The organism is Cognatundibacterium squillarum (assembly GCF_014652435.1).
Classification (GTDB): domain Bacteria; phylum Pseudomonadota; class Gammaproteobacteria; order Burkholderiales; family Burkholderiaceae_D; genus Undibacterium; species Undibacterium squillarum.
In genome coordinates this window covers 323,579-336,771 of the sequence record NZ_BMYU01000003.1, presented here as the reverse complement: position 1 = coordinate 336,771, position 13,193 = coordinate 323,579, and the positions used below count along the sequence as shown (strand labels likewise).

15 protein-coding genes are annotated in these 13,193 nt (G+C 53.7%); all 15 read left to right on the top strand.

Annotated features, from left to right (window positions below; genetic code table 11):
* Positions 1-11 precede the first annotated feature (11 nt).
* The 15 genes from IE092_RS08590 to IE092_RS08520 all read left to right on the top strand — a co-directional run bounded on the left by IE092_RS08590 (position 12) and on the right by IE092_RS08520 (position 13,191).
* Positions 12-785 carry an ABC transporter ATP-binding protein gene (locus tag IE092_RS08590; protein ID WP_189356655.1) on the top strand — a complete coding sequence of 258 codons (774 nt, stop codon included), beginning with the start codon at positions 12-14 and terminating at the stop codon, positions 783-785.
* Positions 782-1,489, top strand: a complete 708-nt coding sequence (locus IE092_RS08585; protein WP_189356654.1) for an ABC transporter ATP-binding protein — start codon at positions 782-784, stop codon at positions 1,487-1,489. The genes IE092_RS08590 and IE092_RS08585 overlap by 4 nt, the downstream gene beginning before the upstream one ends.
* A gap of 86 nt (positions 1,490-1,575) precedes the next feature.
* Positions 1,576-2,784, top strand: a complete 1,209-nt coding sequence (locus IE092_RS08580) for an ABC transporter substrate-binding protein (RefSeq protein ID WP_189356652.1) — start codon at positions 1,576-1,578, stop codon at positions 2,782-2,784.
* Positions 2,785-2,915: 131 nt separating this feature from the next.
* A complete protein-coding gene (locus IE092_RS08575; RefSeq protein ID WP_189356650.1) occupies positions 2,916-3,800 on the top strand; it encodes a branched-chain amino acid ABC transporter permease in 885 nt (294 codons plus the stop codon).
* Between the two features lie 10 nt (positions 3,801-3,810).
* The gene (locus IE092_RS08570; protein ID WP_189356649.1) at positions 3,811-4,791 is read left to right on the top strand and encodes a branched-chain amino acid ABC transporter permease; all 981 of its coding nucleotides are present in this window, start codon (positions 3,811-3,813) and stop codon (positions 4,789-4,791) included.
* A gap of 340 nt (positions 4,792-5,131) precedes the next feature.
* Positions 5,132-5,890: a TSUP family transporter gene (locus IE092_RS08565; protein ID WP_268249273.1), complete on the top strand. Its 759-nt coding sequence runs from the start codon at positions 5,132-5,134 to the stop codon at positions 5,888-5,890.
* A 229-nt stretch (positions 5,891-6,119) separates the two neighbouring features.
* Positions 6,120-8,066, top strand: a complete 1,947-nt coding sequence (gene mnmG / locus IE092_RS08560; protein ID WP_189356645.1) for a tRNA uridine-5-carboxymethylaminomethyl(34) synthesis enzyme MnmG — start codon at positions 6,120-6,122, stop codon at positions 8,064-8,066.
* Positions 8,063-8,713 (top strand): 16S rRNA (guanine(527)-N(7))-methyltransferase RsmG, encoded by a 651-nt coding sequence (rsmG, locus tag IE092_RS08555; RefSeq protein ID WP_189356644.1) that lies wholly within the window; start codon positions 8,063-8,065, stop codon positions 8,711-8,713. Before mnmG ends, rsmG begins: the two co-directional genes overlap by 4 nt.
* 49 nt (positions 8,714-8,762) lie before the next feature.
* A complete protein-coding gene (locus IE092_RS08550) occupies positions 8,763-9,539 on the top strand; it encodes a ParA family protein (protein WP_189356642.1) in 777 nt (258 codons plus the stop codon).
* Positions 9,540-9,541: 2 nt separating this feature from the next.
* A complete protein-coding gene (locus IE092_RS08545; RefSeq protein ID WP_189356641.1) occupies positions 9,542-10,435 on the top strand; it encodes a ParB/RepB/Spo0J family partition protein in 894 nt (297 codons plus the stop codon).
* 5 nt (positions 10,436-10,440) lie between these two features.
* Positions 10,441-11,037 carry an RBBP9/YdeN family alpha/beta hydrolase gene (locus IE092_RS08540; protein ID WP_189356639.1) on the top strand — a complete coding sequence of 199 codons (597 nt, stop codon included), beginning with the start codon at positions 10,441-10,443 and terminating at the stop codon, positions 11,035-11,037.
* A 121-nt stretch (positions 11,038-11,158) separates the two neighbouring features.
* Entirely contained in the window at positions 11,159-11,503 is a 345-nt protein-coding gene (locus IE092_RS08535; RefSeq protein ID WP_189356637.1) for an ATP synthase subunit I, read from the top strand.
* Positions 11,500-12,321 carry a F0F1 ATP synthase subunit A gene (gene atpB / locus IE092_RS08530; protein ID WP_189356636.1) on the top strand — a complete coding sequence of 274 codons (822 nt, stop codon included), beginning with the start codon at positions 11,500-11,502 and terminating at the stop codon, positions 12,319-12,321. Before IE092_RS08535 ends, atpB begins: the two co-directional genes overlap by 4 nt.
* An 83-nt stretch (positions 12,322-12,404) precedes the next feature.
* The gene (gene atpE, locus IE092_RS08525; protein WP_212688824.1) at positions 12,405-12,650 is read left to right on the top strand and encodes a F0F1 ATP synthase subunit C; all 246 of its coding nucleotides are present in this window, start codon (positions 12,405-12,407) and stop codon (positions 12,648-12,650) included.
* Between the two features lie 70 nt (positions 12,651-12,720).
* Positions 12,721-13,191 (top strand): F0F1 ATP synthase subunit B, encoded by a 471-nt coding sequence (locus IE092_RS08520; protein WP_189356631.1) that lies wholly within the window; start codon positions 12,721-12,723, stop codon positions 13,189-13,191.
* The last annotated feature ends 2 nt before the right edge of the window (positions 13,192-13,193 follow it).

Below are 13,193 nucleotides of genomic sequence, written 5' to 3'. Positions count from 1 at the left end.
AAGGAGACAAGATGACTGATGTCATCCTGGAGACCCGTCAGCTGACGCGTGAATTCAAGGGATTCACCGCCGTCAGTGAAGTCAATCTGCAAGTCCGGCGCGGACATATTCATGCGCTGATCGGCCCCAACGGCGCCGGTAAAACGACTTGTTTCAACTTACTGACCCGCTTTCTGGCACCGACTTCCGGCCAGATCTTATTCAACGGACGTGACATCACCGGGCTGACACCGGTACAGGTGGCGCGGCTGGGCATTATCCGTTCATTTCAGATTTCGGCAGTATTTCCGCATCTGAGCGTGCTCGAGAATGTGCGTATCGGTTTGCAGCGCCGCTTTGGCAGCAGCTTCCAGTTCTGGCGCAGCGACCACGTGCTGAAACAATGGGATGCACAGGCGATGGCATTGCTGGAAACCGTGGATCTGGCGGCACTGGCAGGTGTGAAAACCGTGGACTTACCGTATGGCCGCAAGCGAGCGCTGGAAATCGCGACCACGCTGGCGATGGAGCCGGAACTGATGCTGCTTGATGAACCGACGCAGGGCATGGGACATGAAGATGTACACCGCGTCACTGAGCTGATACAGCGCGTGTCCAAAGGCCGCACCATCCTGATGGTGGAACACAATATGCAGGTGGTGTCCGGTATCTGTGACCGTATCTCGGTATTGCAGCGCGGCGCATTACTGGCGGAAGGCAGCTATGCCGAGGTATCCGCTGACCCGCGTGTGATGGAAGCGTATATGGGCAGCAGCGATACAGAACTGCAGGGAGCACACGGATGAGCTATGCACTGGAAATCCGCGATCTGCAGGCATGGTATGGTGAATCGCATATTCTGCATGGCGTGAATATGCAGGTAAAAGCCGGGCAGGTGGTAACACTGCTCGGGCGCAATGGTGCGGGCCGCACCACCAGCTTACGTGCCGTGATGGGGCTGACCGGACGCCGCAGCGGATCAGTACGTATACACGGACAGGAAGCCATCCATCTGGCGACCCACAAAATCGCGCATCTGGGTGTGGGCTACTGCCCCGAAGAGCGCGGCATATTTTCATCCTTATCCGCTGAAGAAAATCTGTTACTGCCGCCACGGGTTTCACGTGAAACGGCCGGTATGTCATTAGATGAAATTTATGCAATGTTCCCTAACCTGTACGAACGACGTCAGAGTCAGGGAACGCGCTTGTCCGGCGGAGAACAGCAAATGCTGGCAGTCGCGCGGATTCTGCGTACCGGAGCGCGTTTGCTGTTGCTGGATGAAATCTCGGAAGGGCTGGCGCCGGTGATTGTGCAGGCACTGGCACGCATGATCACCACGCTCAAGCAGCAGGGTTACACCATTGTGATGGTGGAACAGAACTTCCGCTTTGCCGCGCCGCTGGCTGATCATTTTTATGTGATGGAACACGGCACCATCGTCGAACAGTTTGCCGCAACTGCGCTCAGTGAAAAAATGCCCGTCCTGCATCAGTTACTCGGCGTCTGAATTTTTGAAGCAGTTGCCGCCGGCGGCAACTGTGCATAACGCACAGCTTGTGCACATTCTTGTTTAACCCAGTCTGGAGTCAGCAAATGAAACTGCAATGGAAAGTTCTCAGCCTGGCCGTCGCGGCCACTCTCAGTGTGCATGCCAGCACACAGGCGCAGGTATCCGGTGATGTGGTGAAAATCGGCTTTATCACCGACGTATCCGGCGTGTATTCCGATATTGACGGTAAGGGCGGCGCAGAAGCGATCCGCATGGCGATTGCAGATTTTGGCGGTACGGTGCTGGGGAAAAAGATTGAATTAGTCACAGCCGACCACCAGAACAAAGCCGATATCGCGGCATCCAAAGCGCGTGAATGGTTTGACCGCGAAGGTGTGGATATGCTGATCGGCGGTACCAACTCGGGTGCAGCTTTGTCGATGGCAAAAATCGCGGCCGAGAAAAAACGTCCGTTCATTTCCATCGGTGCCGGTACTGCGGTGCTGACCAATGAAGAGTGTTCGCCTTACACCCTGCATTACGCCTACGACACTGTCGCACTGGCTAAGGGCACGGGTGCTGCGGTGGTGAAGCAGGGCGGTAAGTCCTGGTATTTCCTGACCGCGGATTACGCGTTTGGTGCGGCGCTGGAATCGGATACTGCGAAAGTTGTCAAAGCGAACGGCGGCACAGTGTCCGGCACCGTCAAACATCCTTTGTCTGCTTCAGATTTTTCGTCCTTCCTGTTACAGGCGCAGGCATCCAAAGCCCAGATTCTGGGTCTCGCCAATGCCGGTGGTGACACGATCAATGCAGTCAAAGCGGCAAATGAATTCGGCGTGACCAAAACCATGAAGCTGGCCGGTTTGCTGATGTTCATTAACGATATCCGTTCCTTAGGGCTGAACGCAACGCAGGGCATGTATCTGACCGACAGCTGGTACTGGAACCAGACACCGGAAGCCCGCGCTTGGGCGCGCCGTTATTTCGAAAAGATGAAAAAAATGCCATCCAGTCTGCAGGCTGCTGATTACTCCGCCACCATGCAATACCTGAACGCCGTTAAAGCGGCCGGTTCGGATGATACGGAGAAAGTGATGGCCAAACTGCGCAGCATGAAATTCAAAGACTTTTATATCCGCGATGGATATCTGCGCGCCGACGGCAGTGTGATCAAGGATATGTATCTGATGCAGGTGAAACCGCAATCAGAATCCAAAGAACCGTGGGATTACTACAAAGTGATCCAGACCATTCCGGGTGAACAGGCGTTCACCACCAAAGCAGAATCCAAATGCAGCCTGTGGAAATAATCCGGCTTATCCCCGTTGCGCCGTGAAACGCAGTGCGGCGGGGAGAAGCGGCTGATCTGAGAGTGTTTTTAATCTGACAATCTGCGGCTGTGTACAAGTCGCAGATTGTGCACGACGGAGATGGTGCATCAATGGATTTGTTCGGGATTCCCTTACAGGCTTTGCTGAGCCAGTTATTGCTCGGTCTGGTCAATGGCTCGTTTTACGCGATGCTGTCACTCGGGCTGGCCGTGATCTTTGGCTTGCTGAATGTCATTAACTTTGCGCACGGTGCTCTGTACATGGCCGGTGCATTTCTGGCTTGGATGGGGCTGGAATATCTGGGACTGAATTACTGGCTGATGCTGGTGCTGGCACCGCTGCTGGTCGGCGCCTTCGGCATGCTGATCGAACGCACCATGCTGCGCCGCCTGTATCAGCTGGATCATTTATACGGCCTGTTGCTGACCTTTGGTCTAACGCTGATGCTGGAAGGCGCATTCCGTTCGGTGTACGGCGTCTCCGGTCAGCCTTACTCGGTGCCGGAAGCGCTGAGCGGCGCGACCAATCTCGGCTTCATGATTCTGCCGAACTACCGCGCCTGGGTGGTGGTGGCATCGCTGGTGGTCTGCTTTTCCACCTGGTTCCTGATCGAGAAAACCCGGCTCGGTGCTTATCTGCGCGCCGGTACGGAAAACCCGCGGCTGGTGGAAGCCTTCGGCATTAATGTGCCGCTGATGGTGACGCTGACCTATGGTTTCGGCGTCTCGCTGGCGGCGCTGGCCGGTGTGCTGGCAGCGCCGGTGATTCAGGTATCGCCGCTGATGGGCTCGAATCTGATCATCACGGTATTCGCGGTGGTGGTGATCGGTGGCATGGGTTCCATCCTCGGATCGGTGCTGACCGGTCTGGCGCTCGGTGTTATTGAAGGTCTGACCAAAGTCTTTTATCCGGAAATTTCCTCGACCGTGGTCTTCATCATCATGGCGCTGGTGTTGCTGGTGCGGCCTGCCGGTTTGTTCGGCAAAGAGAAATAAGGAGACCACCATGCGACAAAAACTTTTTGCTGTTCTGGTTGTGGGTGGCTTGTTGCTGGCGCCTTTGCTGCTGTATCCGGTGTTTCTGATGAAGGTGCTGTGCTTCTGCCTGTTCGCCTGTGCTTTCAATTTACTGCTGGGTTTTACCGGACTGAACTCGTTTGGACACGCAGCATTCTTTGGCGGCGCGGCCTATGTGGCTGGCTGGGCAATGCGCGATGCCGGATTACCGGTAGAGGCAGGGCTGGTACTGGCAGTGTTGTTTGCGGCGCTGACCGGGCTGGTGGTCGGCTGGCTGGCGATACGGCGGCAGGGGATTTACTTCACCATGATTACGCTGGCGCTGGCACAGATGCTGTATTTCGTGTTTCTGCAGGCGAAGTTCACTGGTGGCGAAGATGGTTTGCAGGGCATACCGCGTGGCCGTCTGCTCGGCTTCATCGATCTGGGTCAGGATTTGCATTTGTATTATCTGGTGCTGGCGCTGACGGTGGCTGGATTTCTGCTGGTCGTGCGCATCGTACATTCGCCGTTCGGGCAAGTCCTGAAGGCAGTGCGCGATAACGAGGCGAGGGCGGTTTCGCTGGGCTTTCATGCCGATCAGATCAAGCTGCTGGCCTTTGTATTGTCGGCGGCACTGGCAGGGCTGGCAGGGGCGCTGAAAGCGCTGGTGCTCGGCTTTGCGACGCTCAGTGATGTGCACTGGACGATGTCCGGACTGGTAGTGCTGATGACGCTGGTTGGTGGTGTCGGCACGCTGACCGGGCCGGTGGTCGGTGCAATCCTGATCATTGCGCTGGAAGACAAGATGGGCGAAATCGGTATGGCGCTGGCAGATCTTACCCGCATCGAATGGTTCCGCAGCCTTGGTGATTCGGTGACCATGGTGCTCGGTCTGATCTTCGTACTGTGCGTGCTGCTGTTCCGGCGCGGGCTGGTGGGCGAGCTGGTCGCCTGGTGGCAGTCTCGCAGAACGGCCGCATCCGGCTGATTGTTCCGCTGATTCGTCTGCAACCGCCGGCCTGTGTCCGGCGGTTTTTTTATGCCTGAACAGTTGTGACCGACCGGCATCTGTATGCCTGTGATTGTGCCGATTGCGATTTGGTACCTGCCCGCTCAGCCAGAGAATTCGCGGACGTCTGCTTTTTTTGTGACCGGAATCCGCATTTCAGTCCATTTTCCGGTGTTTTCAGCGCTTCGCAGCACTGTCGCAGATCCGGCGGGGCTATCTGTATCTGGACAGGCTGGCGCAGCTTGTTATGCTGACAGGCTGGTCTGCAACAGGGCAGACTACACAACAGCATACATTTGCAGGGAGAACGGGTGTGGGAATCGAATGGCTGGTATTAGGCGGTGCGGCGTTTTTTGCCGGATTTGTGGATGCAATGGTGGGCGGCGGCGGGCTAATTCAGGTTCCGGCGCTGTTCTCTGTGATGCCAGGTTCTGTGCCGGCAACCCTGCTGGGCACCAATAAACTTGCCAGCATCTGGGGCACGATGGTGGCTGCGCAAAACTATCTGCGCACCGTCAGAATCCGTCCTGCGCTGTTACTCAGCGGTGCGCTGGCAGCGTTTGTCTGCTCGTTTTTCGGCGCCTGGCTGGTCACTATCGTGCCGCCAACCTATCTGCGTAAGGCACTGCCTTTTATCCTCGGCGCGGTGGCTTTGTACACTTTCGTCAAAAAAGATCTGGGTGTGAACGATAAGCCCCGCTTCGCCGGACGGCAGGAAATCCTGCTGGCTGCCGCGGTGGCGGCGGTGATTGGTTTCTATGATGGCTTCTTCGGCCCCGGCACCGGCAGCTTCTTTGTGTTCTGTTTTGTCCGTTTTTTCGGCTACGATTTCCTGCGCGCATCGGCGGTTTCTAAGGTGCTGAATGTGGCGACCAATGCCTCAGCCTTGTTGTTATTCGGCGTCAGCGGACATGTGATCTGGGCACTTGGTGCGCTGATGGCGGCCTGTCAGGTGGGTGGTTCCTTGCTCGGCAGTCGCCTGGCAATCCGTCATGGCAGTGGTTTTGTCCGTAAAATCTTCTTACTGGTAGTTGTTTGTTTGATAATAAAAAACAGCTATGATGCCTTCTTTCGTTAAACAGTTAAGGCAATGTTTCACGTGAAACATAGGAGTAAAAGCAGCAATATTCTGCTTAAAATTTAGTCAGATTTTTCGGGGTGCCGACCTCCGGTCAGACATTCAGACGCATGATAAAGGGTATGTTTCACGTGAAACATACCCTTTAATTTTTCCTGATTTCACATGGTCGCGAATTAAAACAAACTATAATCGAAATTCCTTTCGTCAAAAGTAGTTTGAATGCGCTATGTATTATCCAAAAGAATTTGATGTGATCGTCGTTGGCGGCGGTCACGCGGGTACAGAAGCCGCCCTGGTTTCCGCCCGTATGGGGCAGGCAACTTTGCTGCTGACCCACAATATTGAGACCCTCGGACAGATGTCCTGCAACCCATCCATCGGTGGTATCGGCAAGGGTCATCTGGTCAAAGAGGTCGATGCACTCGGCGGTGCGATGGCTATCGCAACCGATGAATCCGGTATTCAGTTCCGAATTCTGAACTCCTCCAAAGGTCCGGCAGTGCGTGCAACCCGTGCACAGGCAGACCGGATTTTGTACAAACAAGCGATCCGCAGTCGCCTTGAAAATCAGCCGAATCTGTGGATTTTCCAGCAGGCGGTGGATGATTTAATCCTCGAAGGTAACCGTGTGGTCGGTGCCGTAACGCAGGTGGGTATCCGTTTCAAAGCCCGCGCGGTGGTGCTGACAGCGGGTACTTTCCTTGATGGAAAAATCCACGTAGGCCTGAATCAGTATGCTGCTGGCCGTGCTGGCGACCCGCCGGCGATCTCCCTATCTGCCCGTTTGAAAGAAATGGCGTTGCCGCAGGGGCGTTTAAAAACCGGTACCCCGCCACGGATCGATGGCCGCAGTATCGATTTTTCGCAATTGTCCGAGCAACCGGGCGATCTGGATCCGGTGCCGGTGTTCTCTTATATGGGCAATACGGCGATGCATCCGCGTCAGGTGCCGTGCTGGATTACCCATACCAATGAAAAAACCCATGACATTATCCGCGCCGGACTGGATCGCAGCCCGATGTACACAGGGGTAATTGAAGGGGTGGGGCCGCGCTATTGCCCTTCGATTGAAGACAAAATTCACCGTTTTGCCAGCAAAGAATCGCATCAGATTTTCCTGGAACCGGAAGGTCTGACCACCAATGAGTTCTATCCGAACGGTATCTCTACCAGTCTGCCATTTGATGTGCAGCTGGAGCTGGTGCGCTCTATGCGTGGTCTGGAAAACGCTTACATCCTGCGTCCGGGTTATGCGATTGAATACGATTACTTCGATCCGCGCGGCTTAAAAGCATCACTGGAAACACGTCAGATTGATGGCTTGTTCTTTGCAGGTCAGATCAACGGTACAACCGGCTATGAAGAAGCAGCGGCGCAAGGTTTGCTCGCGGGTCTGAATGCGGCATTGCAAACGCAGGGTAAAGAGTCGTGGACACCACGTCGCGACGAAGCTTACCTCGGCGTACTGGTGGACGACCTGATTACCAAAGGCGTGCAAGAGCCTTACCGTATGTTCACGTCACGTGCTGAGTTCCGTCTGAGTCTGCGTGAAGACAATGCGGACATGCGCCTGACCGAAACCGGTTACAAGCTGGGCTGTGTCACACAGGCACAGTGGGAAGCGTTTGAAACCAAACGTGAGACTGTTTCACGTGAAATGCAGCGCCTGCGCTCGACCTGGGTGAACCCGCGCATCGTCAGTGCAGCTGAAGCAGAACGTGTGGCAGGTAAGGCACTGGAACGCGAATATTCGCTGGCCGATTTGCTGCGTCGTCCGCAAGTGACTTACGACAGCCTGATGAGCCTGCGTGGAACCGAAGGGCAGGAACTGGCTTTGCCGGCGGTAGAAGATCCGGCGGTGCGCGAACAAGTTGAGATTCAGATCAAGTATGCCGGCTATATCGACCGTCAGGCCAAAGAGGTGGAACGTCAGGCGCACTACGAACATTTGCGTATGCCGGTCGGCTTTGACTATTTGCAAGTGCAAGGCTTGTCGATCGAAGTTCAGCAAAAACTGAACAAACATCAACCAGAGACACTGGGGCAGTGCAGCCGCATTTCCGGCGTGACCCCTGCCGCAATGTCCTTATTACTGATCCATTTGAAGAAGCATGGTTTCAAAGAATTTGAGTCTGCTTCACGTGAAACATCTGCAAGCGGAGTCGACGCATGACAGCAAGCCATATCGAAAATCTGAGACCCGTGCTCGAGTCAGGATTAGATGCACTTTGCATAAAGTTAACAAAAGAACAACAAGATAAGATTATTAACTATTTGATAATATTGTCTAAATGGAATTCTGTGTACAACCTGACCGCCATCCGCGATCCGAAAGAAATGATGACGCATCATGTCCTCGATTCTTTGTCCGCAGTTCCAGCCTTCACCGAAGCGCAGAATGTGCTGGATGTCGGTTCCGGTGGCGGTTTGCCGGGAATGATTCTGGCAATTTGCTATCCTGACAAGAAAATCTCCATGATTGATACGGTCAGTAAGAAAACCGCCTTTCTGAATCAGGCCAAAGCAGAACTGGGTCTGAACAATGTCACGGTCTACAGCGCCCGTGTTGAATCCCTGCAAGTGAATCAGCCGTTTGACGTGATTACCTCGCGTGCCTTCTCTGAGCTGAACAATTTCGTCAACTGGTCGCAGCACTTGCTGGCAGAGGGCGGGCGCTTTATCGCAATGAAAGGTGTACATCCGCAGGGTGAAATGGAGCGCTTACCGGAAGGCTGGGAAGTCAAAGAGGTGCGGCCGCTGACCGTTCCGGGGCTGGACGCAGAACGACATCTGATTTTTATACAGAAAACTGCTGCCTGATCATGGGACAATGAGCAGGAAATAACAAATTCACCATAGGATGGTTTTTATGGCAAAAATCTTTTGCGTTGCCAATCAAAAGGGTGGGGTGGGTAAAACCACCACCACCGTCAATCTGGCTGCCGGTCTGGCCAAGCTGGAACAGCGTGTACTGCTGATCGATCTCGATCCGCAGGGCAATGCCACCATGGGCGCGGGCATCAACAAAGCCCGTCTGACAGCATCGGTCTACGAGGTCCTGCTCGGTATGGCAGACATTGGCGCTGCGCGCCAGCGTTCAGAAACCGGACATTTCGATGTACTGCCGGCAAATCGCGAACTGGCCGGTGCCGAAGTCGAAATGGTGGAACTGGAAAACCGCGACAAACGTCTGCGCAATGCAATTGCGGCGGTCGATAAAGACTACGATTTCGTACTGATCGACTGCCCGCCGGCATTATCGATGCTGACACTGAATGGCTTATGTGCCGCGCACGGTGTGATTATTCCTATGCAGTGCGAATACTACGCACTCGAAGGTCTGTCGGATCTGGCGAATACCATCAAAAAAGTCTCCGCCAGTCTGAACCCGGATCTGAAGATTGTCGGATTGCTGCGTGTGATGTTTGATCCGCGTATGACGCTGTCGCAACAGGTTTCAGATCAGCTGGAACAGCATTTCGGCGACAAGGTATTCCGTACCGTCATCCCGCGCAATGTGCGGCTGGCTGAAGCCCCTTCTTACGGTATGCCCGGTGTGGTGTTTGACCCGTCCTCTAAGGGCGCGCAGGCTTACATCGCATTCGGTGCAGAGATGGTAGAACGTATTAAAAAGCTGGATAACTGAACATGGTAGTGAAAAAACAAAAAGGACTGGGACGCGGGCTGGATGCCCTGCTCGGTGGTGCATCGGACTTTGCTGAGTCAGTACCTACTGTCTCCGGAGCCCCGACTACGCTTGCAGTTTCGCAAATGCAGGCAGGTAAATATCAGCCACGTACCCGCATGGATGAAGGTGCGCTGGCGGAACTGGCCGCGTCGATAAAGGCACAGGGTCTGATGCAACCGATTCTGGTCAGACCGATAGGCAATGAAGGTGGCAAAACGCGCTACGAAATCATTGCCGGTGAGCGCCGCTTCCGTGCTTCGCAACTGGCCGGTATGGAAGAAGTTCCGGTACTGGTGAAAGATGTGGATGATCAGGCTGCCGCTGCAATGGCACTGATCGAAAACATGCAGCGTGAAGACTTAAATCCGCTAGAAGAAGCCCAGGGCATACATCGCCTGATTACCGACTTCAACTTTACGCACGAACAGGCCGCCCAGTCAGTCGGACGTTCACGCAGCGCCGTATCGAATCTGTTGCGCCTGATGAATCTGGCCAAACCGGTGCAAACCATGCTGATGGCAGGGGATATTGATATGGGCCACGCCCGATCCCTGCTGGCGACCGATGCGGCAACCCAGATTCAGCTGGCGAATCAGATTGTGGCCAAGCGCATGTCGGTACGCGAAGCGGAAAAACTGGTCGCGAAAACCACAGCGGAGCAAACGGGTACGCCGAAAGGCCGTGAAAAACCGGAAAAGTCCCGCGACATAAAGCGCCTGGAAGAAGAGATCGCCGATCTGCTGGCAACGCAGGTGGTATTGAAAATGGGCCAGCGCGGAAAAGGTCAGTTGATCATTGATTTTGCTGATCTGGACACGCTGGATGGGATTCTGCTCAAAATCCGTGGCCAATAAACAACATGCATATTCTGACATTACCCGGTCTGTACAACTCAGGCCCTGAACACTGGCAAACCCGCTGGGAACAGCAGCACCCGCAAGTGCAGAGGGTGATGCAGGATAACTGGGATCAGCCACAACTGACACAATGGCTGGCGACGCTGAGCCAGCGTGTCAGCCTTTGTCTGCAGGATGTCATTTTCGTCGCGCATAGTCTGGGATGTATTCTGCTGTTGCACTGGTTACGTGCAGGTTGTCCCGGACTTAATGCATCCCTGCAGATACGCGGTGTACTATTGGTTGCACCGCCAGACGCTGAGCGTCGTGGTTTTCCGGCAGCGGATTTTGCGCCAGTGCCACAAATTCCGCTGCAAGTGCCGGGTAAAGTGCTTATTTCGCGTGATGATCCGTGGTGTGATGCAGAGAAAGCCATGCAATGGGCTGAAAAATGGCAATTGCCGGTATGGGATGTGGGTAACTGCGGACATATCAACAGCGAATCCGGACTCGGAAATTGGGATGCCGGATGGCAGATTGTGCAGGAATGGCTGGATTTTCGGTTAACTGACGCAAAAACGCCGATTTCGGCCCCGAATTCCGATGTAACGAAAGTTTGACGTTGCTACGAACTAACACGTATAATTCCGTGGTTTTAGTTGACGAGAATTTTCCCTGCCAAAAATAATTCTGCAACACGGCGGCGAAAACAACTTTCGTTAGTGAATAAGAGGAAGGTGTATGGCCAGGATCGTCCTGTTGCAGCTGGCAACAGCCCTCATCGTGGCAGTGCTGGCCGGACTCGTCAGTGATACTTCAGCAGCGTATTCTGCTCTGGCAGGCGGCGTTTGCTGTGCGGTTCCGAATGCGTTTTTTGCGTTGCGGCTTTATGTCGGCACCAAACGTGTGGACGGAGCATCACCGGTAACATTTTTCATCGGTGAATTTGTAAAGATTGCAATGACCCTGGCCCTGATGGGGGCAGTGGTGATCTGGTATCCGGGAGTGAACTGGGCGGCATTTGTGATCGCCTTCATTCTGGTACTGAAAAGTTATTTCATTTTATTGTTTAAACAACGACCATGAGCGCAACTGAGCACGCACCATCCGCGTCGGAATATATTGTCCATCACTTAGGACATTTATCGACCAAGCATCAGGAAAACATCGTAGATTTTTCTATCGTGAATATGGACACGCTGTTCTGGTCCATTTTCTGCGGTATTCTCGGACTGATTATTATGCGTCTTGCAGCCCGCAAGGCAACTTCCGGTGTACCAACCCGCTTCCAGGCGGCTGTTGAGATGCTGGTGGAAATGGTGGAAGAGCAGTCTAAATCGATTGTTCACGGCGACCGCAGTTTCATCGCTCCGCTGGCGCTGACCGTGTTCGTCTGGGTTTCCCTGATGAACTCCCTCGATTTCCTGCCGGTTGATCTGTTCTCCGGTCTGATTTTCCCTCTGCTGGGTATTTCTGCAGAGATGCACCACCGCGTAGTGCCAACCGCTGATCTGAACGGCGCGATTGGTATTTCCCTCGGCGTATTGCTGCTGATGCTGTACTACAGCGTCAAAATCAAAGGTCTGGGTGGTTTTATTCACGAATTATTGTCCGCTCCGTTTGGCATTAAAATGGCGCCTTTCAATTTGCTGCTGCAATTGATCGAGTTCGCTGCAAAAACGGTTTCCCTGGGTATGCGGTTGTTCGGTAACATGTTTGCCGGCGAACTGCTGTTCCTGCTGATCGCACTGCTTGGCGGTATGGTTGGTATCGGTGGCGGTATCGGCCAGGTGATTGCAGGTTCTGCCTGGGCGATTTTCCATATTCTGATCGTGTTCTTACAAGCGTTTATTTTCATGATGCTGACCCTGGTATACATTGGTCAGGCTCATGATGCGCACTAAGCATCTGGTTAGAATAAGCGGCAAGCGCGATTTCATTCTTGTGTTTTTGTTTTTTGGTTCATTTTAATTTTTTTTGAGGAAATATCATGACAACTCTGGGTTTAGTTGCTTTGGCTTGCGGTCTGATTATCGGTCTGGGCGCGATCGGTGCATGTATCGGTATCGCTCTGATGGGTGGTAAGTATCTGGAAGCTTCTGCTCGCCAACCAGAACTGATGAACACTCTGCAAACCAAGATGTTCCTGCTGGCAGGTCTGATCGACGCTGCGTTCCTGATCGGTGTTGGTATTGCAATGTTGTTCGTTTTCGCGAAACCATTCGGCGCGTAATACGATTTTTCCTTTCTGTGCCGGAAGTGGTTTTCGCTTCCGGCTTGATCCATTTAGATAAGGAAATACCGTGAACTTAAATGCAACTTTATTTTATCAGTGCATAGTATTCTTTGTTTTGGCATTGGTCACCATGAAGTTCGTATGGCCGCCAATCATCGCTGCACTTGATGAACGCCGCAATAAAATCGCGGACGGTCTGGCAGCTGCTGACCGTGGCCGTGCAGAAATGCAGGCTGCAGAAAAACGTGTTCAGGCTGAGCTGGCAACAGCAGCGCAAGAAGGTCAGAAACGTGTTGGCGACGCAGAAAAGCGTGCACTGGCGATCATCGAAGAAGCGAAAAATGCAGCGGCTGCTGAAGCTGCCCGCATCATCGCTGCTGCTAAAGCAGACGCTGACAATCAAGTTACTAAAGCACGTGCAGAGCTGCGCGACCAGGTTGCCGTACTGGCAGTGAAAGGCGCAGAGCAGATTCTGAAGCGTGAAATCAATGCATCCGCTCACGCAGATCTGTTGACTCAACTCAAAACCGAGCTGTAATC